The sequence below is a fragment of the Mycobacterium sp. E740 genome (assembly GCF_001672895.1).
Classification (GTDB): domain Bacteria; phylum Actinomycetota; class Actinomycetes; order Mycobacteriales; family Mycobacteriaceae; genus Mycobacterium.
The window spans coordinates 1-20180 of sequence record NZ_LZKP01000002.1 but is presented as its reverse complement, the minus strand read 5'-3'; the positions used below and the strand labels follow the sequence as shown (position 1 = coordinate 20180).

The following is a 20180-nucleotide window of genomic DNA, read 5'->3' as shown; positions in this document are numbered from 1 at the left end:
TTCGACCAGCAATTCGAACGGAACGTCCTGGTTGCTGTAGGCGTCGAGCGCCTTCTGCTTCACCTCGGCGAGGACGTCGCTGAACCGGCGGGCGGAGTTGACGCCGACGCGCAGCACCCAGGTGTTGACGAAGAACCCGACCAGATCGTCGAGCGCCTGATCCGAGCGGCCGGCGATCGGCGTTCCCATGGCCACGTCCTCGCCGGCCCCGGCCCGGTGCAGCACCAGCGTCATGACCGCCTGCAGCACCATCGACACCGTGGCGTTGTGCGCCGCGGCCAGCTGCTTGACCCCGGCCCACGCCTGCGGGTCGACGCGCAGCTCCACCTCGTCGCCGCGGTAGCTGGCGACCGGCGGCCGGGCACGATCCGGCGGCAGCGTCACCACCTCCGGTAGATCAGCCAACTCGTGCCGCCAGTACTGCAGCTGCGCAGAGATCACGCTGTCCGGATCGGTCTGCGACCCCAGCCAATCCTGTTGCCACAGCGTGTAATCCACGTACTGGACGGCCAACGGCGCCCACTCCGGCGCGTGGCCCTGCGCCCGTGCGCTGTACGCCTCGCCCACGTCGCGGACCATCGGCGCCAACGACCAGCCGTCGAATGCGATGTGGTGCACCACGATTCCCACCACATGCTGTTCGGGGCCGACCGAGAAGATCTGGGCGCGGATCGGAACTTCCGAGGCCAGATCGAACCGGTACCGCCCCAGCGTGGCCAACTCGCCGGGCACGTCCTGTTCGCGCACCGGCACCACCGCCGCGCCGCACCGCCACATGCCCGGGCGGGCGGGCAACACGCTCTGGTACGGCACGCCGTCGATGTCGGGGAAGACGGTGCGCAGCGACTCGTGACGCGCGATGACGTCGTCGAGCGCAGACGCCAGCGCCTCGACATCGAGCCTGCCGCTGATCCGGAACGCGGTCGGGATGTTGTAGGTCGCAATGCCGCCCTCGAACTCGTTGAGGAACCACAACCGGTTCTGGGCGAAGGACAACGGCACCACCGCAGGGCGCTCTGCCGCCACCAGCGGCTTGCGCCTGTCCGCGTCGCCACCGATGTGAGGCGCCAACTGGGCCACCGTCGGTGCCTCGAACAGGGTGCGCACCGAAAGGCCGGCATCGAGGCTGGTGTTGATCGCGGCGATCACCCGCATCGCCAGCAGCGAGTCGCCACCCAGGTCGAAGAACGAGTCGTCCACCCCGACCAGCTCCACGCCGAGCACCTGGGCGAAGATGCCGGCGAGGATCTCCTCGGTCACCGTGGCCGGGGCACGGTAGCGCTCGGCGTGCTGGTATTCCGGCGCGGGCAGCGCGCGTTTGTCGAGTTTGCCGTTGACGGTCAGCGGCAGCGCGTCGATCACCACGACCGCGGCCGGGACCATATACGCCGGAAGGCGCTCGGACAGCGCGGCGCGCAGCTCGACCGGGTCCGCTGACCCGGTGACGTAGCCGACCAGACGCTTGTCGCCGGGCCGGTCCTCCCGAACGATCACGACCGCCTGCTCGACGCCGCTCAGACCGCCCAGGGCGGTCTGGATCTCGCCCAGCTCGATGCGGTACCCACGGATCTTGATCTGCTCGTCGGCGCGTCCCAGATACCGCAGCTCCCCGTCAGCGCTCCAGCTCACCAGGTCGCCAGTGCGGTACATCCGCTCGCCGGACCCGCCGAACGGACATGCCACGAACCGCGATGCGGTCAGGCCGGCCCGTCGCACGTAGCCGCTGGCCAACTGCGGACCCGCCAGGTACAGCTCACCGATGACCCCGGCCGGCACCGGGTGCAACCACCGGTTCAGCACGAAGAAGGCGGCTTTCGGCAGGGGCGGGCTGATCGGCATCAGGTCGGCACCCGCGCTGAGCGGCCTGCTCAGGGCCACCCACATCGTGGCCTCGGTCGGACCGTATTCGTTGATCATCACGCGCCCGGGCGCCCACCGGTCCATGATCTCGGTGGGGCAGGCCTCACCGCCCACCAGCAGGGACACCCCGGGCAGCCGTTCGGGCGACAGCATTCCGACGGCCGAAGGCGTCTGGCACAGGACAGTGACGTTCTCGGCCAGCAGCAGGGCGTGGAACTCTTCGGCGGAGTTGCCGACCAGCTCGGGCACCACCACCAGCCGCCCGCCGTGCAGCAGGGCGCTGAAGATCTCCCAGCCCGAGATGTCGAAGGCGTAGGAATGCCACTGCGACCACACCTGCCCCGGGCCGACCAGCGCCGGATCGAGCGATCCGATGATCTCGGTGACGTTGGAGTGGGTGATCGCAACGCCTTTGGGCGTCCCGGTGGTTCCGGAGGTGTAGATGATGTAGGCGAGGTCGTTCGCGGCCGGGGCCGGTATCTCGGTGTGCGGATAGTCGGCGGCGACGGCATCTGCGATGTCGATCACCGGAAGGTCGCACCCGGCGAGCCGGTCGGCGGCCGCCGCGGTGGTGATCGCCACCATCGGCGCTGCATCGGCGACCATGAACTCGATCCGCGAAGCCGGATGCGCGGGATCGATCGGCAGGTAGGCGGCGCCCGTCTTGAGCACCGCCATGATCGAGACGATCGCCTCGGCCGACCGGGAGAACATCAACGCGACGCACCGGCCCGGGCCGGCGCCACGGGCGAGCAGCAGATGCGCTATCCGGTTGGACGCTTCATCGAGCTCGCGATAGGTCCAGGTACGTCCCTCGCAGCGGATGGCCACCGCCTCGGGAGCTTGCGCGACCTGCTGGGCGAACACGACCGGGACGGACACCGGCGACGGTGCCGGCTGCGTCAACAGCGCCTGGTTGCCCCACGCGTCCAGCACGGCTCGTTCGCCGGCGGCGAGCAGCTCGATGGTGGACAGCCGCCGGCTGGGATCCGTCGTCATCGCGGTCAGCACGTGCTGCAAGCGGCCGGCCAGGTCGGCGACCTCGAAACTCGAGAACGGTTGTCCGGCGCCTGACACCCCGAGCGAAAGTTGGTCCCCCTCGCTGAGGAAGAGCAAACCGAAGCCTTCGCCGGCAAGGCCTGGGTTGGTGAACGACGCAGACGCGGCGACACCACCGAAGGTCAGCTTGAAGATCGACGGCAGGAAGTTGACCGTCACCCGATCGGCGGCCTGGAACGGGTTGCTCGTGCGGGTTTTGCGCTCGAGGGCGCGCACGGGAAAACGCTGATGCTGCAACGCTTCTCGAATGCGAGTGTCGACGTGCTGACAGAAGTCGGCGACGGTGGAGTGCGGGGAGACGCTCAGCACCAGCGGCACGACGCCGGCAACCATTCCGGGCAGCGTCTTCAACTCGGGATGGACTCGCCTGTTGACCGGGAAGTCGAGTACGACCTCCGAAGTCTCGGAGCTCCAACCGCCGACGAGCAGCGCGCACGCCGCGGTGACGACGGACGAGCGGGGCAAATTCCAGCGGTCGGCTACTTCGTCGACCCGGCGCAGCAGAACCGGGTCCAATGGGAAGGGCGAAGAAAAACCCTGCGGATCGGACTCTTTTGCGGCCTGTGGCAACCGATAATTGCTGCCGCTCTCCGCCGGAATGTTCTCCGTCCAATAGGTCTGATCTTCCAGGTATTCGGCGGAAGCTTCGTACTCCAATTCGCAATCGACCAAATCCCGTAACGAACCGAAGACGGGGGGTGGAATCGGCACGCCGGAAACAATGGCCGAGTAGACGGACGCGACCCGATGCCCGACCAGCACCAGTCCGGACCCGTCGGCGACGATGTGGTGGCAGGTCGCGAACAGATAGAACTCGTCGGGCCGCGTGCGGAACAGGGCGAACCGAAACAGGGGGCCCGTGAACGGCATCGGGGTGTGCTGAATCGACAACGCCATCTCATACGCTTCGCGTACGGGATCGGACGTCCCGATCAGGTCGTGAAAAGGCAGCGTGACGTTGGGATAATCGACTGCCTTCTGGAACACCTGGCCGTCCGCCTCGAAGAACGAGGCCCGGCCCGGTTCGGCTTCACGCACCACCCGGCGGATTGCGTATTCGAGCGGATCACGTTCTATCGGACCGGCGATTTTGACGAACAGGCCGACATGCCACTCGGTGCCGAGCTGGCCCATTTGCTGCGCAAGCCATATGTCGAGCTGTCCGCGCGTCAGCGGGAGCGCCCGCTCGTCAACCTCCGTGTGCTCTCCCCCCCGTTTCAGCTCCAGTGCTCCGTTATCGCGTTCCATCAGACCCCCCAAAAGTCAGACGGTTCAGTTGTTAGCAGCCCCGGCCTCCGCCAGCCTCTCCCTCAGACTCCTCGGCCGGATGTCAGGCCAGTTCTGCTCGATGTAGTCCAGACAGGCGGCGCGGTCCGCTTCCCCGTAAACCACCCGCCAGCCGGCCGGAACGTCGGCGAAAGTCGGCCACAGGCTGTGCTGCTCCTCGTCGTTGACCAAGACGAAAAAGGTTCCGTTGTCGTCGTCGAATGGATTGATGCTCACACTTCTCCTGACCGCTTACTCAACTTGGTTGGGACCGCAACAAACCATACTGAGACAGGCAGTCCCGTTCAGGCGTTTCGGCAAAGTTGTCAGGGGAATCCCGGCCAAGTCGAAGGGCGGCCCAGCAAATACTGCACAAGCGCGTGTTCAGGGGGTGGCACCGCCTCCGGCGAACGCCTGAGCGGTGGCGCGCACGGGACGTTGCGGGCATCTTGGGCGGCGGGCGCGAGCAAACCTGGTAGCCCCGCTACCAGCCACCGCCGGGCAGTCTCGCGCGGGTCGCCGGTCGGTGGGGCGCTGCGCGCGAAAAGTGCTGGAACGCTGAGCAAATGGAGAAGTAGAGGCGAGCGGCCGGTCCGGCCGCCGTCGATCAGAGGGTCCAGCGCCGATCAGACGAACGCTTCTGCAGGAACCCGGGCCTTGGGGACCGGGGCCTGCAGAAGCGCGTCTGAGCTGATCAGTCGATGATCAGAAGTTGTTACAGGTGTTGAAGACCTGCTGGTAAAGACCGATGTACGGCTGGTTCGCCGGATCGTTCGCGATGGCCTGAGCCATCATCTGGCGCTGAGGGGGCGGGGCTGCAAGGAACTGCTGCAGACCGGCCTTCATTCCCGGCGAGGCTTCGAACACCGATGCAGCAGCAGGGTCGGCTGCGTTCAGCGCGGACATCAACTGCGGGTAGGTGCAGGTGGTGTTCACGGCCGGTCCGAGATCAGGGGCTGCCGACGAGATCCCGGCCCCGGCGGCCAACGACAATCCCAGGCCACCAAGCACAACGCCGAGTCTGGACAACGACAGTTTGATCATGTGTGTACTCCTCCCACTGACTATTACGTTCAGTTTCATCGTTCGTCTGTCCCGGAACGTTTCATTGCCTCTGGTTGCCCGGCTCAAACTCTTGCAGCGGCATCCTCGGCCCCCGACGCGATGCCCGCGAGCCGAACCCCGACACTGCGGTCAGCTCCCGATTTCAACTCCCAGCAGCGTCACACGCGCGCCGCTGCGGCGACGATACCAGCTGGCTGACCCGCTTCATCGCACTTCTGGCGAGGGCCTTTCCCTACTGCTTGGCGATGGGGATGGGCTGCGTGATGTCGAGGCGGTGTCTCATGCTCTCGGGACGCGGGTGGACGTTCTGCGGCCACCAGAACCACCGTCCCAGCAGGGCGGCGATCGACGGAGTCATGAACGCGCGCACCACCAACGTGTCGAACAACAGCCCCAGGCCGATCGTCGAACCCACTTGGCCGATGATGCGCAGGTCACTGACCACCATCGACGTCATTGTGAAGGCGAACACCAGGCCGGCGGCCGTCACGACCCGGCCGGTGCCGCCCATCGCGCGGATGATGCCCGTGTTGATGCCGCCGCCCAACTCCTCTTTCATTCGGGATACCAGCAGCAGGTTGTAGTCGGAGCCGACCGCCAACAGGATGATCACCGACATCGCGAGCACCAGCCAGTGCAGCTCGATACCGAGTATGTGCTGCCAGATCAGCACCGAGAGCCCGAAGGAGGCGCCGAGCGACAGCGCGACGGTGCCGACGATGACCAGGGCGGCGACGAAGCTGCGGGTGATGATCAGCATGATGATGAAGATCAGACACAGCGCAGCGACCCCTGCGACCAGGAGATCGAATGTGGAGCCCTCCTGCATGTCCTTGTACGTCGCCGCGGTGCCGCCGAGATAGATCTTGGCGTCCTTGAGCGGAGTGGTCTTGAGAGCTTCTTCAGCCGTCGTCTTTATCTGCTCGACGCGCGACATCGCTTCCGGCGCCCCCGGCTCGCCCCGATGCGAGATCATCAACCGCATTGCGTGGCCGTCAGGGGAGATGAACAGTTTCATCGCGCGCTTGAAGTCCTCGTTGTCGAAGACCTCGGGCGGAAGATAGAACGAGTCGTCGTTCTTGGCAGCGTCGAACGCCTTGCCCATTGCCGTGGCGTCGACGCTCATCTCCTGCATCATCGCCATGGTTCCGGACATGGTGCTGTGCATGGTCAGCATCATCGTCCGCATGTTCTTCATGATCTCGATCATCTGGGGAAGCACGGCCAGCAGCTGGGGCATGAGCACGTCCAGCTTGTCGAGGTTCGTGGTGAGCTCGCGCATCTTGACGCTGATCCGGTCGACGCCGTCAAGGGACTCGAATATCGACCTGATCGCCCAGCACACCGGGATGTTGAAGCAGTGCGGCTCCCAGTAGAAGTAGTTGCGGATCGGCCGGAAGAAGTCGTCGAAATCCGCGACGGAGTCGCGCATCTCGTTCACGGTGCCTTCCAGCTCGTGGGTGATGCCGACCATGTTGTGCGTGGTCTGGTACAGCTTCAGCGAGATCTCCATGTTTTTCTGCATGAGGCCGATCAGCGTCGTCATCCGGTCGGCCTGTTGCAGCATGTCGTTTATCCGGTTCTGCTGGAACGGCAGGAACTGCTTCTGGCTCGCGCTCTGCATGCTCAACAGGAACGGTATGGAGGTCCGTTCGATCGGAGTGCCCTCGGGTCGGGTGATGCCCTGCACCCTCGAGATTCCCGGGATGGCGAAAATCGCCTTGGCCAGTTTGTGCAGCACCAGGAAGTCGGTCGGGTTGCGCAGGTCGTGATCCGTTTCGACCATCAGGATCTCAGGCATCATCCGCGACTGCGGGAAGTGGCGCTCCGCGGCCGAATACCCCACGTTGGCGGAGATGTCCTGCGGCACGTACATCCGGTCGTTGAAGCTGGTCCGATATCCGGGCAGCGCCAACAGACCGATGAGGGACAGCGCGATCGTCGCGGCGAGGATGGGCGCCGGCCAGCGGACGATCGCGGTACCGAGCCGTCGCCATCTGCGCATCGCGATCTTGCGCTTCGGCTCGAACAGCCCGAACCGGCCGCCGACGGCGATGCCGGCCGGTACCAGCGTGCCGGCCACCGCGACGACCATGAGCATGCCGATCGAGCCGGGAATGCCCAAGGAGTGGAAGTAGGGCAGTCGGGTGAAGGTGAGGCAGGCGATCGCACCGGCGATGGTCAGCCCCGACCCGAGCACCACCTTGGTCACGCTGCGATAGGTGGTGTAGAACGCGGTCTGGAGATCCTCGCCGGCTTGACGCGCCTCGTGATAGCGCCCGAAGAAGAAGATCCCGTAGTCCGTTCCCGCCGCGATGCCCAGCGATACCAGCAGGTTGACGGCGAACGTGGATAGTCCGATCAACCCGTGGTCGGCGAGCAGCGCCACGACGCCGCGGGCCACCTGCACCTGGATCCCGACCATGAGGAGCAGGGCGATGACGGTGACCAGCGAGCGATAGACGAAGAGCAACATCGTCACGATCACCACGACGGTCACGATCGTGATCTTCAGGATCGAGTCGTCGCCCGCCTTGTTCATGTCCGCCATCAGCGGCGCGGGCCCCGTGACATAAGCCGTGACGCCCGGGGGCGCCTGCGTCTGCGACACGATGTCGCGGACGGACCGGACGCTCTCGTTCGCCAGCGCTTCGCCTTGGTCGCCGGCGAGGTTCACCTGGACGTAGGCGGCCTTGCCGTCGCTGCTCTCCGCGCCCGGTGCGGTGAGTGGGTCCCCCCAGAAGTCCTGGATGTGGTTGACGTGCTTGGTGTCGGCCTGCAGCTTGCGGATCAGCTCGTCGTAATACGCGTGCGCGTCGGGCCCGAGCGGTTGCTCACCTTCCAGCACGACCATCGCGAAGCTGTCGGAGTCGGATTCCTTGAACACCTGACCCATGTGCCGCATCGCCAGGTACGACGGCGCATCCTCGGGCACCTGGGAGACGGAGCGTTCCTTGCCGACGTGTTCCAGCGAGGGCACGCCGAAGAACAGGTACGCGGTGGCGGCCACCCACACGATGATGATCGGCACTGCCAGCCGGTAGACCGCACGCGCGATGAACGGCGGTTTCTCTCTCACCTGGAGGTCGGTCATGCGGTCTTCAGCCGCCACGAGGTCGGGTCATTGGTCACGTGGCCCTAGTGCTCCCCGTTTGTGAACAGCGATCGCACCAGCGGCCGGTTGCCGAACTTGTGGGGCCGGGGGTGTACGCGTTGCGGCCACCAGAACCAGCGTCCCAGCAGCGCCGCGATCGACGGCGTCATGAACGCGCGCACGATCAGCGTGTCGAACACCAGACCCAACCCGATGGTCGAACCCACCTGCCCGAGGGTGCGCAGGTCGCTGGCCAACATCGCGAACATGGTGGCCGCGAAGACGAGACCCGCAGCGGTCACCACCTTGCCGGTGCCGGCCATCGCGCGAATGATGCCCGTGTTTATCCCGGCGCCCAGTTCCTCTTTCATTCGTGCGACGAGCAGCAGGTTGTAGTCGGAACCGACTGCCAACAGCACGATGACCGACATGGCCAGCACCACCCAATGGATCTGGATGCCGAGGATGTGCTGCCAGATGAGCACAGACAGCCCGAAGCTGGTGCCCAGCGAAACCGCCACCGTACCGACGATGACGAGAGCGGCGACAAAGCTTCGCGTCATTATCAGCATGATCGTGAAGATCAGACAGAGCGCTGAGACGCCCGCGATCAACAAGTCGTAGGTGGAGCCCTCGACCAGATCCTTCGCCATTGCCGCCGATCCCCCGAGAGAGATCTTCGCGTTCTCCAGCGGAGTGCCCTTCAGGGCCTCCTCGGCTGCGGTCTTGATCGGCTCCACCCGCGCTATGCCCTCGGGCGTCAGCGGATCATCACGGTGCGAAATGAGCATTCGCGCCGCCTTGCCGTCCTCCGACATGAAGACGTCGAGCACTTTCTTGAAATCCTTGTTCTTGAAAGCGTCGGGTGGGAGATAGAACGAGTCGTCGTTCTTCGCGGCGTCGAAAGCCTTGCCCATGGCCGTCGAATTCTCGCCGCCCTCGTCCATTTGGCCGAGCATTCCGGACATGGTGCTGTGCATCGTCAGCATAATGGTCCGGGTGCTTTCCATGGTCGCGATCATCGGCGGGAACTGGGCCAGCAGCTGCGGCATGATCAGGTCCAGCTGATCGAGGTTGTTGACCAGGTCACGCATCTTGACGGTGATCCTGTCGACTCCGTCGATGACGTCGAAGATAGATCTGATCGACCAGCAGAGCGGGATGTTGAAGCAGTGCGGTTCCCAGTACAGGTAATTGCGGATCGGCCTAAAGAAATCGTCGAAATCCGCGATGTGGTCACGCAATTCACCCGTGATGTCTTCGAGTTCATGCGTGGTCTGCGTCATGGCATGGGTGGTCGCATAAAGCTCTTTCATCAAACCCATCATGCGGTTCATCAGCGCGATGGTCTGAGTCATCTCGTCGGCCTGTTTCAGCATGTCTTCCATGCGGTCTTTCTGAAACGGCAGATTCTGCAGCTGGCTGGCCTGACCCATACTGATGATGAACGGGATGGTCGTGTGTTCCAGCGGCTCGCCCGCGGGCCGAGTGGGCGCCTGCACCCGGGCGATTCCCGGAACTGCGAGGACGCTCTTCGCGAGTTTGTTCAACACCAGGAAGTCCGCCGAATTACGCATATCGTGATCGGCCTCGATCAACAGGATGTCGGGCGCCATCATGAGTGCCGGCGGGAAATGACGCTTGGCGGCCTCGTATCCCTGATATGAGGGGATTTCCTTGGGAATGGTGTCCTGGTCGTTGTAGCTGGGCCGGTACCCCGGCAGGGCCAGCAGTCCGATGAGCGCGAGCGCCATCGTCGCGAGCAGGATCGGCGCGGGCCATCGGACCACCGCGGTACCCACCCGCCGCCAACGCCGGGCGATGACCTTCTGCTTGGGCTCGAACAGTCCGATCCGGGCACCCGCCACGACCACGGCCGGGACCAGCGTCAGGGCGACCGCGACCGCCACCAGGATGCCCGCCGCGCCGGGGATGCCGAGCGGCTGGAAGTAGGGCAGCCGGGCGAAGCTGAGACAGAAGACCGCGCCCGCGATCGTCAATCCGGACGCCAGCACCACCTTGGCCACACTTCGGTAGGTGGTGTAGAAGGCGGTCAGCTTGTCCTCGCCGGCCAGCCGCGCCTCGTGATATCGCCCGAAGAAGAAGATGCCGTAGTCGGTTCCGGCCGCTATGACCAGAGAGACCAGCAGGTTGATGACGTACGTGGTGAGAGTGACGATCTCCTGGTCACCGAGGAACGCGACGAATCCGCGCGTGACCTGCAACTGCACGAAGACCATCACCAGGGAGACGAGCACGGTGATGATGGAACGGTAGACCAGGAGCAGCATCGTGAAGATCACCGCGATGCTCAGCACCGTGACCACGATGACGGTCCGGTTGCCACTGGAACCCAGATCCGCGACGAACGCCGCCGGTCCGGTGACATAGGACCGCACGCCCGCCGGCGGCGGCGTCTGGTCCATGATCTTGCGGACGGCGTCCACGGATTCGTTGGAGGATGCCTGGCCGAGGTTGCCCTTGAGGTTCACCTGCACATAGGCGGCCTTGCCGTCGCCGCTCTGCGCGGCGTTCGCCGTGAGGGGATCGCCCCAAAAGTCCTGGATGTGCTCGACGTGCTGGGTGTCGGCCTTGAGCTGCCGAATGATGTCGTTGTAGTACGCGTGCGCGGAGTCGCCGAGAGGCTGGTCGCCCTCGAGGACGATCATGATCACGCTGTCGGAATCCGACTCTTTAAAGAGCTCACCCATCCGCTGGGTCGCCTTGAACGACGGCGCGTCATCGGGGGTGAGCGCTATCGCGTGTTCGCGCTCAACCTGTTCCAGCGAGGGGACCGCGGTGCTCAGAATGACCGCGATCGCCAGCCATCCGAGGATGATGGCCGGCGACAGCCGGTAGATCAGTTTTGCGACGAATGGCGGTTTTCGTTGCGTCTGGTTGGTGATCATGCGGCCTTCAGCAGGCAGTAGGTAAACGCGTTCACGCCCTCACCGGTCCTCTCCGCTTTGACCACGCCGTCGACGATGATGCGGCAACCGATGTTGTCGGCGTTGCCCTGCGCGACCAGGTTGCCCACCACCGCCGCTCCGGTGAGCTCGTAGGTCTGCGACCACGGCAGACTGACGGCCTCGGCGAACTGGGGGTCGGCGTCGGTGTCGAAGTAACTGATGTCTGCCGTCGTACCCGGCGGCCCGTACACCTCGTACACCAGCTTCTTGGGGTCGTAGGGTTCTGACTTCTGGAGTTCGGTGTCCGAATAGGCGGCGCGTTTCTCGGTACCGAAGACCGTGCGCAGCCGCGACACGGTGAAGCCGCCGGCGACGATCACCACGACTATGAGCAGCGGAATCCACACCCGCTTCAGCACCCTGAAAATCGCGAATCCCCTCTATCCGTCTTCATGTCCGTTGCCTGTCGGTCGAAAGGTCAGCCGCTCGAACATGCAACTACACGTCGGCCGTGACACGCCAGACGGCGTCGACTCGGATGCGGCGAGCATCCGGGGCTAGCCATGCGGGGCCACCGCAAACACGCAGCGCCTCGGGGAGCAAAACCCGATCATGCCGAAGTAAAGCATGCCGCTGGCCTCCACAATCTCCCCTTTTCCAACGCGATACGGGATCGTAATGCAGATCACGCGTGTCAGGCACGGTATCGAAATTAACCCGGGCCGACAAATCCCCCGATTGCCGCTTTGCGCCTAGCGGCGGTCCAGGAGTCTACCTCCCCGGGTTCTGCGCGCGGAGGGCGGAAGTATTAACGATCGGTGACACCCGTCGCCACCCCGTACCCGGTCGGGTGTAGTGCCCGCGCAATGCCGACTGCGCCGGGAATTCTGTTGACACAGAACAGGATTAGTGTCGTTGCCGTCAGCGGGGCCCGTTGGCGAAGAAGTCCAGGATCGCCGAGTTCACGGCTTGTGGGCGTTCGAGAAAGCCCAGATGACCGGTGTCGGCGATCTCCCGGTACCGCCCGTTCGGGAGGGCCTTCGCCACCTCGGCGCCCAGGTGCGGGGGCATCACGACGTCGTCGGCGAACCCCAGGACCAGCACCGGAGTGGCGATCACCCGGTAAACGCGCAGCCGATCGGTCTGCGGTGCGACGCCGTACTGGGCGCGTAAGCCGGGGGTGGACTTCGTCGGCCACATCGTGAACGTGTCGATCCAGTCCGCGACGGCACGGTCGTCGTTCAGGGTCTTCGGTGAAAAGTTCTCGAGCAGACGCAGTTTCGCCTCGTAGGTTGCCGGTAGCTCGAGACCGGCCGCCGCGAGGTCCTCTTCGGCGGTGCGGAAGAACTCGCGTGCGCGATCGTGCCGACCGCGGGTGGCCATCAGCGCCGCCTGGCTGACCAGCTCGGGCCTGGCCAGCATCAGTTCCTGCGCGATGTAGGACCCCATCGACGTCGCTACCAGCCGAACAGGGGCGATGTCGAGTTTCGTGATCAGCTCCGCGGTGTCGGCGACCATCGTCGCCGTCGTGAAACCACCGACGTCCGCCGTCGCGCCCACGCCCCGGTTGTCGAACGTGACGACGCGGTAGCCGGCACGGAGAAAGGCCGGCACCTGGTGGAGATCCCACGTGCGCCCGACACCGCCTTGACCGGCGATGAACAGCACCGGATCGCCGTCGCCGCGGTCTTCGAAAGCCAAGTTCACCACGGGTGGACGGTACTACGACCGCACTGCCGCGACGGTTTCGGCGGACGCCGCCCCTTGCCAACACCGGCGCGATGGTCCAAGCTCTCGCGTACGGCTTTGCGCCGGAAACGCTCGAGGCGCCCGATGGGGGGGTTAACCCCCCCTGAATTGTCCGGGAAACGGCATGTTGCCTCGTCCCTGCGTTCCGTACGTTGAAGTCATGGTCGCTGCAGTCACTGCTCACGAGGTCAAGCCGGTAACGGCCGACCCGGTGACCGCACCTGCGCTTCACCGCATCGGCGTCGTGCCCAGCGCGTCGCTGATCGCCGGCGCCGTGATCGCCGTGGCATGGCTGTGGGTGCCGATCGTCATCGCGATCATCGGACTCGCCATGATCCCCTCGGTGATCGGATTTGTGCTCGCCCTCATCGCGTTCGTGTACCTGATGCGCGGCGCGGCGTGGCTCGAGCGGGTCCGCAGCGAGGCCGTCTTCGGCATGCACATCCCAGTGTCGGCCCGAAACATGACCAGCCACAAGGGTTTTCAGGGCTGGGCGCACCAGTTGTGGCTGGACCTCAACAGCGCGCGGTTCTGGAAGGGCGCCACCCATCACTTCCTGCGGATGGTCTACGACCTGGCCGCCGGCGCTCTCGCACTCGGCCTGCTGGCGTTCGGGATCCTGGCACCGGCCGCGGCGATGGCAGCGGATCGTGGCGACGCAGCCGCACTGCCCTTCATCTCGCCGGCGCTGGCATGGCCGCTGGCCGTGGTCGCAGTGGTTGCCGCAGCAGCGATCGTGGTGTTCGCGCCCATCCTCGACGCCAGGATCGACCTCTGGCTGCTCTCGCCCTCGCCGGCCACGGCGCTGCGCGACGAAGTGGACGCGTTGGCCGACGCCCGGCTGGGCGCGGTTTCCTCGGCGCACACCGAGCGCCACCGCATCGAACGCGACCTGCACGACAGCGTGCAGCCCCGGCTCGTGTCGCTGGCCATGACGATCGGCCTCGCGCAGACCAAGTTCGACACCGACCCGACCGCAGCGAAAACCCTGCTTGCCGAGGCCCATCAGGACGCGAAAACCGCTCTGGTGGAACTGCGTAACGTCGTGCGCGGCATCGCGCCGACCATCCTCTCCGACCGGGGACTGGACGCGGCGCTCTCGGCGGTGGTGCAGCGCGCCCAGAACGCCGGCATCCCGACGACGCTGGACATCGACCTGCCGCACCGCATCCCGGCCGAGATCGAATCCGTCGCCTACTTCGTCGTCACCGAGGCGCTCACCAACACCGCCAAACACGCGCAGGCTTCGCGGGCGGTGGTGACGGTCCGGTTCGACCAGGCCGAGAACAAGCTGCACGTCTCGGTGGTCGACGACGGCCGCGGCGGTGCGCGGATCTCGGACGGCTCGCTCGCCACCGGCCTGCGTGGCCTGGCCGAGCGGGTGCGCGCCGCGCGCGGCACCTTCACGGTTTCCAGCCCCACCAACGGGCCCACGACTGTCACGGCGGTGCTGCCATGCGCATCGTGATCGCAGAGGACTCGGCGCTGTTGCGCGCGGGCATCGAGCGGCTGCTCACCGACGCCGGCCACCAGGTGGTTGCGGGCGTGTCTGACGCCACCGACCTGCTGAACCTGGTCAACGACACCAAGCCGGACCTGGTGATCGTCGACGTCAGGATGCCGCCGACGTTCACCGACGAGGGCATCCGCGCCGCTGCGCTGCTGCGCAGCCAGAACCCCGAGTCGCCCGTGCTGGTGTTGTCGCACTACGTCGAAGAGCGCTACGCCTCCGACCTGATCAGCTCAGACACCCGCGGCTTCGGCTACCTGCTCAAGGATCGCGTCGCCGACGTGCCGGCGTTCCTGGACGCAGTGGCCGTCGTCGGCGGGGGCGGGACCCTGCTCGATCCCGAGGTCGTGTCCCAGATCCTGGCCCGTTCGCATCGGCGCAGCGCGCTGGATCAGCTCACCCCCCGGGAAACCGAGGTGCTGCAGCTGATGGCTGAGGGCAGGACCAACTCGGCGATCGCGTCGACGCTGCACATGTCGACCGGTTCGGCCGAGAAACACATCGCTTCCATCTTCACCAAGTTGGGGCTGGAGCCCGATGACACCGAAAACCGCCGTGTCCTCGCGGTTCTGCGCTACCTCGAGTCTTAACGCACATAGGAAGGATTGAAGATCATGACGATCGCACAAGCCGCGACAGGTATGACGGCCAAGACGGACCGCGAGGTGATCGAGGACGCGTTGGCGCTCATCGAGCCGGACGACGGTTGGACCCAGGGCACCTACTGCCGTGACGCCGAGGGCGCTCAGGTCAACCCTGTTGTCGGATCGCCGGGCGAGTGGGTGCGGGTGCGCACCGAGCACGTCGGCACGGGTGGGTACGTGATGCGCACCCAGGCCGGAGCCACCCCGTGCAAGTTCTGCCTCGAAGGGGCGCTGCGTACGTCGGCCGGCTATTGGGAGGTCATGCATCCCAATGCGGTACACGCGCAGGTCGACCGGTTGGAGCGGCTGGTGCTGTGGCTGGCCAACTCCGTCACCGCACAACCGTGGGCGAGCCTGCGTGAGTACAACGACGACGCACACACGACCAAAGCCGATGCGGTGCTGGTGCTCAAGCGCGCCGCCGCCCACATCGAGTCGCGGGAGCCCAAGCGCGGGTGACCATCAACGGCGATGCCTGCCGGCACCGCCCCAAGACCCGACAGGGCAGCTGCCGCCTCCCCCCGGTGTGGCAGCTGCCCTGTCGCCAGTAGTGTCGGGCGTTATGCGCATTGCGATGCGCGTCGTGCTCGTCGTCATCGCCGCCCTGACCTGTGTCGGCGCCTTGGGCGGCCTCGGTGTCCTCGCCTTCCAGATCGCAGGCAGTCGGGTCGTCACCGACGCCCAGACGCTGCCTGCCGGTATGCGAACCCTGGGGATCGACAGCCGCGATGCTCCGACGGTGGTCCGCGTCGTCACCGACCCCTCTGCCGACGAGTCGCGCGTCGAGGTGCGCATGGTGACGAGGACCGGCGCATCTCCGCTGGTAGTCGAGGCCGGCGACGCTGGCGCCCGGGTCGCGGTCGACGGCAGCGGTTCGAGGTTTCTGGGGTTCAACAGTGGCGCCGAGCTCACGATCCGGCTGACGCCCGACGTCGCACGCGAACTCAGCGTGACGGTCCATCAACGGGCCGGTTCACTGTCCGTCGGCGCCGACCTCGATCGCCTGGTCGCGAAGGCCGACAACGCCTCGGTCACGCTCGGCGGCTCGGCGCACGTCGTCGACGTCGAGGTCGGCACCGGCGACATCAGTACCAGCACCGGGATCGCCGTCACCGAAGCGTTCCGGGCCAGCACCGAATCCGGCGGTGCCTCAGTGCAATTGCACACGGCGCCGCGCACCACCGAAGTGCTCGCCACCGGCAATGTGACAGTCAAGTTGCCCGGACCGGGACCGTATCGAGTGCGAGCTGAGACCGACATGACGCATGGCGCCACTACGGTGTCGGTACCGGAGACCACCGACCCGGGCGCACCCGAGGTGACCGCCCACTCGAAGAACGGCGACGTGCAAGTTGTCGAAATAGGCTGACCACCAGTTAGCCCACCTTTCGATGACCGGACAGCCGTTAGCGTCCGGCGCGGGCAAATCCGGCTGCAGCAAAGGTTCAGCCGCGTTCTGGCAAACGTTTCCCGTGCGGTTCGACGGCCCGGTCGGTCCTGTGAATCACCGTAAGATTTATGCCTGCCGTGCGCCGCCCCGCCTGCCCCGCTTCCCGCGGTTGGGGCTGCCCTTCAGGCAAGATTGGCTACATGAACAGTGGCACGCCCTCGCCCCGGGTTCTGGTGGTCGACGACGACCCGGACGTGCTGGCGTCTCTCGAGCGGGGGCTGCGCCTGTCGGGGTTCGACGTGTCGACCGCGGTGGACGGCGCCGAAGCGCTGCGCAGTGCCACCGAAACCCGGCCCGACGCGATCGTCCTGGACATCAACATGCCCGTGCTCGACGGAGTCAGCGTGGTCACCGCCCTGCGCGCGATGGACAACGACGTCCCGGTCTGTGTGCTGTCGGCACGCAGTTCGGTCGACGACCGGGTGGCCGGGCTGGAAGCCGGCGCCGACGACTACCTGGTCAAGCCGTTCGTGCTGCAGGAGTTGGTGGCGCGGGTGAAGGCGCTGCTGCGCAGGCGGGGTTCGACGGCGACATTCTCTTCAGAGACCATCCAGGTCGGCCCGCTCGAGGTCGACATCCCCGGTCGGCGGGCCCGGGTCAACGGCGTCGACGTCGACCTGACCAAGCGCGAGTTCGACCTGCTCGCGGTGCTGGCCGAGCACAAGACCGCGGTGTTGTCGCGCGCGCAGCTGCTCGAGCTGGTCTGGGGTTACGACTTCGCGGCGGACACCAACGTCGTCGACGTCTTCATCGGTTATCTGCGCCGCAAGCTGGAAGCGGGCGGCGCACCCCGGCTGCTGCACACCGTGCGCGGAGTGGGATTCGTCCTGCGGACTCAATAGTGAGCGTGCTTTCGCGGATCTTCCGCCGGACCCCGTCGCTACGCACGCGCGTGGCGCTGGCCACCGCGATCGGCGCGGCGATCGTCGTCGTGATCGTGGGGACCGTCGTGTGGGTCGGCATCACCAACGACCGCAAGGAGCGACTCGACCGTCGCCTCGACGAGGCCGCGGGCTTCGCGATCCCGTTCCTCCCCCGCGGGCTCGACGAGATCCCGAAGTCGCCGAACAGCCAGGACGCCGTCATAACGGTCCGGCACGGCACCGAGGTGACGTCCAACTCCGACGTCGTCCTGCCGCAGCTGAATCCCGGCTACGCCGACACCTACGTCGACGGAGTCCGTTATCGGGTCCGCACGGTCGACATCCCCTACTACCCCGGGCCGATGTCGGTCGCCGTCGGCGCCACCTATGACGCCACGATCGCCGACACGAACAACCTGCACCGGCGCGTGATCGTCATCTGCGTGTTCGCCGTCGGCGCGGCGACAGTGTTCGGCTGGGTGCTGGCCGCATTCGCCGTGCGCCCACTGAAACGGCTGGCGGAGCAGACCCGCCAGATCGAGGCCGGCGACGAGGCGCCCGACGTCGAAGTGCGCGGCGCGACCGAGGCCGTCGAGATCGCCGAGGCGGTCCAGGGCCTGGTCGAGCGCGTCTGGAAGGAACAGGACCGGACGAAGGCGGCGCTGGCGTCGGCGCGCGACTTCGCGTCGGTGTCGGCGCACGAACTGCGCACCCCGCTGACCGCGATGCGCACCAACCTGGAAGTGCTGTCCACCCTCGACATGCCTGAGGAGCAGCGCAAGGAGGTGGTCAACGACGTCATCCGGACGCAGTCGCGCATCGAGGCGACGCTCGGTGCGCTGGAGCGCCTGGCCCAAGGCGAGCTGTCGACCGCCGACGACCACGTGCCCGTCGACATCACCGAGTTGCTGGACCGTGCCGCCCACGACGCGATGCGGGTCTATCCGGACCTCGACGTGTCGCTGGTGCCGGCGCCGACGGTGATCATCGTGGGTCTGCCCGCCGGGCTGCGGCTGGCGGTCGACAACGCGATCGCCAACGCCGTGAAGCACGGCGGCGCGACGCGCGTGCAACTGTCGGCGGTCAGCTCGCGCGCGGGTGTGGAGATCGCGATCGACGACGACGGTGTCGGCATCCCCGAGGAGGAGCGCTCGATCGTGTTCGAGCGCTTCTCGCGCGGGTCGACGGCGTCGCATTCCGGCTCCGGGCTGGGCCTCGCGCTCGTCGCGCAGCAGGCCGAACTGCACGGCGGCACGGCCTCGCTCGAGGAGAGCCCGCTGGGCGGCGCGCGGCTGCTGCTGCGGCTACCGGGACATCAGTGAGTGGCGCCTGATCATCGGGTAGCCAGCAGGTCGATGACGAATATCAGCGTCTTGCCGGACAACCGGTGCCCGCCGCCAGCGGGACCGTAGGCCTGCTCGGGCGGGATGACGAGCTGACGACGACCGCCGACCTTCATCCCGGGGATTCCGTCCTGCCACCCCTGGATGAGCCCGCGCAGCCGAAACTCGATCGACTCACCGCGGTTCCACGAGCTGTCGAACTCCTCGCCGGTGTCGTACTCGACTCCGACGTAGTGCACCTCGACGTTGCCGCCCGGCACCGCCTCGGCGCCGTCGCCGACGACCAGATCGGTGATCACCAACTCGGCGGGTGGCGGGCCGTCGGGGAATTCGATTTCGGGCTTCTGCCCGGAACTTGAAGTCACCGCACTCACCGTAGTCGGGCAGACTGGGTACGTGACGAAAGATCAAGACATCTTCGATCGAGTCAACAACCTGGTCGCCGAGGAGCAGGAACTGCGGGCGCAGCTGCAGAACCGCGAGATCGACGAGTCGGAGGAGCATCAGCGGCTGAAGGCCGTCGAGGTGCAACTCGACCAGTGCTGGGACCTGCTGCGGCAGCGCCGGGCGCTGCGGGAGACAGGCGGTGACCCCCGGGAGGCGGAGGTGCGCCCGCCCGACGAGGTCGAGGGCTACCTCAACTGACGTATTACGACGCCGTCGTCGTCGGCGGCGGGCACAACGGCCTTGTCGCGGCGGCTTATCTGGCCAGGGCGGGACGCCGCGTGCGGGTGCTGGAGCGGCTGGACCACGTCGGGGGCGCGGCCGTCTCTGCCCACGCATTCGACGGGGTCGACGCGCGACTGTCGCGCTACTCCTATCTGGTGAGCCTGCTGCCCCGGCGCATCATCGACGACCTCGGTGCGCGGGTGCGCCTGGTGCGCCGCCGGTACTCGTCGTACACGCCGGACCCGGCGACCGGCGGCCGCACCGGACTGCTGATCGGTCCGACGTCGACGTTCGGTGCCATCGGCGCGGGCGACGACGAGGCTCGGTTCGCCGACTTCTACCGCCGGTGCGGCGGCCTCGCCGAGCGGTTGTGGCCGACGCTGCTGCAACCGCTTCCGTCGCGGGAGGCGGCGCGCAAGCTGGTGGACGACGACGCCACGTGGCGGTCGATGGTCGACGCGCCGATCGGGCATTCGATCAGGTCGGCCGTCGCCAACGACGTGGTGCGTGGCGTGATCGCCACCGACGCGTTGATCGGCACGTTCCACTCGCCGGTCCCGCCGCCGATCAGGTGATACAGAAAGCAGACGTTCTGGGTCAGCGACGGGTCGTCGAGAGGTGCGAACGTGCCGATCAACGCGTCGGTGGCGATCACGCCACGCACCACGTCGTTGGCGACGGCCGACCTGATCGAATGCC

15 protein-coding genes and 1 pseudogene are annotated in these 20180 nt (G+C 66.3%); 8 read left to right on the top strand and 8 right to left on the bottom strand.

Translation table 11 applies throughout. The annotated features are described in order from the left end of the window. From A5663_RS00135 to A5663_RS00105, 7 genes are all read right to left on the bottom strand, one after another. On the bottom strand, positions 1-4167 hold a 4167-nt coding region (locus A5663_RS00135), incomplete at its 3' end, for a non-ribosomal peptide synthetase (protein ID WP_156744211.1). A gap of 24 nt (positions 4168-4191) precedes the next feature. Further along, positions 4192-4422: an MbtH family protein gene (locus A5663_RS00130; protein WP_068142880.1), complete on the bottom strand. Its 231-nt coding sequence runs from the start codon at positions 4420-4422 to the stop codon at positions 4192-4194. A gap of 468 nt (positions 4423-4890) precedes the next feature. Beyond that, positions 4891-5229: a hemophore-related protein gene (locus A5663_RS00125; protein ID WP_068142879.1), complete on the bottom strand. Its 339-nt coding sequence runs from the start codon at positions 5227-5229 to the stop codon at positions 4891-4893. A gap of 253 nt (positions 5230-5482) precedes the next feature. Next, positions 5483-8344, bottom strand: a complete 2862-nt coding sequence (locus tag A5663_RS00120) for an RND family transporter (RefSeq protein WP_068142885.1) — start codon at positions 8342-8344, stop codon at positions 5483-5485. Between the two features lie 44 nt (positions 8345-8388). After that, positions 8389-11253 carry an RND family transporter gene (locus A5663_RS00115; protein WP_068142878.1) on the bottom strand — a complete coding sequence of 955 codons (2865 nt, stop codon included), beginning with the start codon at positions 11251-11253 and terminating at the stop codon, positions 8389-8391. Next, positions 11250-11672 (bottom strand): MmpS family protein, encoded by a 423-nt coding sequence (locus tag A5663_RS00110; protein WP_197503243.1) that lies wholly within the window; start codon positions 11670-11672, stop codon positions 11250-11252. Before A5663_RS00110 ends, A5663_RS00115 begins: the two co-directional genes overlap by 4 nt. 502 nt (positions 11673-12174) lie before the next feature. Continuing rightward, positions 12175-12960, bottom strand: coding sequence for an alpha/beta fold hydrolase (locus tag A5663_RS00105; RefSeq protein ID WP_068142883.1), 786 nt, complete (start codon positions 12958-12960; stop codon positions 12175-12177). Between the two features lie 202 nt (positions 12961-13162). Between A5663_RS00105 and A5663_RS00100 the strand changes: the two genes are divergently transcribed. The 6 genes from A5663_RS00100 to A5663_RS00075 all read left to right on the top strand — a co-directional run bounded on the left by A5663_RS00100 (position 13163) and on the right by A5663_RS00075 (position 18791). Further along, entirely contained in the window at positions 13163-14470 is a 1308-nt protein-coding gene (locus A5663_RS00100; RefSeq protein WP_068142877.1) for a sensor histidine kinase, read from the top strand. After that, positions 14458-15102 (top strand): response regulator transcription factor, encoded by a 645-nt coding sequence (locus A5663_RS00095; protein WP_068142876.1) that lies wholly within the window; start codon positions 14458-14460, stop codon positions 15100-15102. Before A5663_RS00100 ends, A5663_RS00095 begins: the two co-directional genes overlap by 13 nt. A gap of 24 nt (positions 15103-15126) precedes the next feature. Next, the gene (locus tag A5663_RS00090) at positions 15127-15615 is read left to right on the top strand and encodes a hypothetical protein (RefSeq protein WP_231976635.1); all 489 of its coding nucleotides are present in this window, start codon (positions 15127-15129) and stop codon (positions 15613-15615) included. Positions 15616-15718: 103 nt separating this feature from the next. Continuing rightward, a complete protein-coding gene (locus tag A5663_RS00085; RefSeq protein WP_082973861.1) occupies positions 15719-16525 on the top strand; it encodes a hypothetical protein in 807 nt (268 codons plus the stop codon). A 221-nt stretch (positions 16526-16746) separates the two neighbouring features. Further along, positions 16747-17448, top strand: coding sequence for a two-component system response regulator PrrA (prrA, locus tag A5663_RS00080; RefSeq protein ID WP_068142875.1), 702 nt, complete (start codon positions 16747-16749; stop codon positions 17446-17448). Beyond that, entirely contained in the window at positions 17448-18791 is a 1344-nt protein-coding gene (locus tag A5663_RS00075; protein WP_068142874.1) for a HAMP domain-containing sensor histidine kinase, read from the top strand. The genes prrA and A5663_RS00075 overlap by 1 nt, the downstream gene beginning before the upstream one ends. A gap of 11 nt (positions 18792-18802) precedes the next feature. On the opposite strand, the gene A5663_RS00070 is transcribed toward A5663_RS00075, so the two are convergent. Continuing rightward, positions 18803-19186, bottom strand: a complete 384-nt coding sequence (locus A5663_RS00070; protein WP_197503242.1) for an FKBP-type peptidyl-prolyl cis-trans isomerase — start codon at positions 19184-19186, stop codon at positions 18803-18805. Between the two features lie 22 nt (positions 19187-19208). Here A5663_RS00070 and A5663_RS00065 point away from each other — a divergent pair, with 22 nt between their 5' ends. Both A5663_RS00065 and A5663_RS00060 read left to right on the top strand, forming a co-directional pair. Further along, on the top strand, positions 19209-19457 hold the full coding sequence (locus tag A5663_RS00065; protein ID WP_068142872.1) for a DUF2630 family protein: 249 nt from the start codon (positions 19209-19211) through the stop codon (positions 19455-19457). Further along, a pseudogene (locus tag A5663_RS00060) lies at positions 19454-20026 on the top strand (NAD(P)-binding protein); the annotation flags it as partial. The gene A5663_RS00065 and the pseudogene A5663_RS00060, both read left to right, overlap by 4 nt. Between the last annotated feature and the right edge of the window lie 154 nt (positions 20027-20180).

Bases quoted from the DNA above. Each gene is read 5' to 3' on its own strand.
- prrA (WP_068142875.1), top strand. From the start codon at position 16,747: ATGAACAGTGGCACGCCCTCGCCCCGGGTTCTGGTGGTCGACGACGAC.
- A5663_RS00085 (WP_082973861.1), top strand. From the start codon at position 15,719: ATGCGCATTGCGATGCGCGTCGTGCTCGTCGTCATCGCCGCCCTGACC.
- A5663_RS00090 (WP_231976635.1), top strand. From the start codon at position 15,127: ATGACGATCGCACAAGCCGCGACAGGTATGACGGCCAAGACGGACCGC.
- A5663_RS00115 (WP_068142878.1), bottom strand. From the start codon at position 11,253: ATGATCACCAACCAGACGCAACGAAAACCGCCATTCGTCGCAAAACTG.
- A5663_RS00120 (WP_068142885.1), bottom strand. From the start codon at position 8,344: ATGACCGACCTCCAGGTGAGAGAGAAACCGCCGTTCATCGCGCGTGCG.
- A5663_RS00125 (WP_068142879.1), bottom strand. From the start codon at position 5,229: ATGATCAAACTGTCGTTGTCCAGACTCGGCGTTGTGCTTGGTGGCCTG.
- A5663_RS00095 (WP_068142876.1), top strand. From the start codon at position 14,458: ATGCGCATCGTGATCGCAGAGGACTCGGCGCTGTTGCGCGCGGGCATC.
- A5663_RS00100 (WP_068142877.1), top strand. From the start codon at position 13,163: ATGGTCGCTGCAGTCACTGCTCACGAGGTCAAGCCGGTAACGGCCGAC.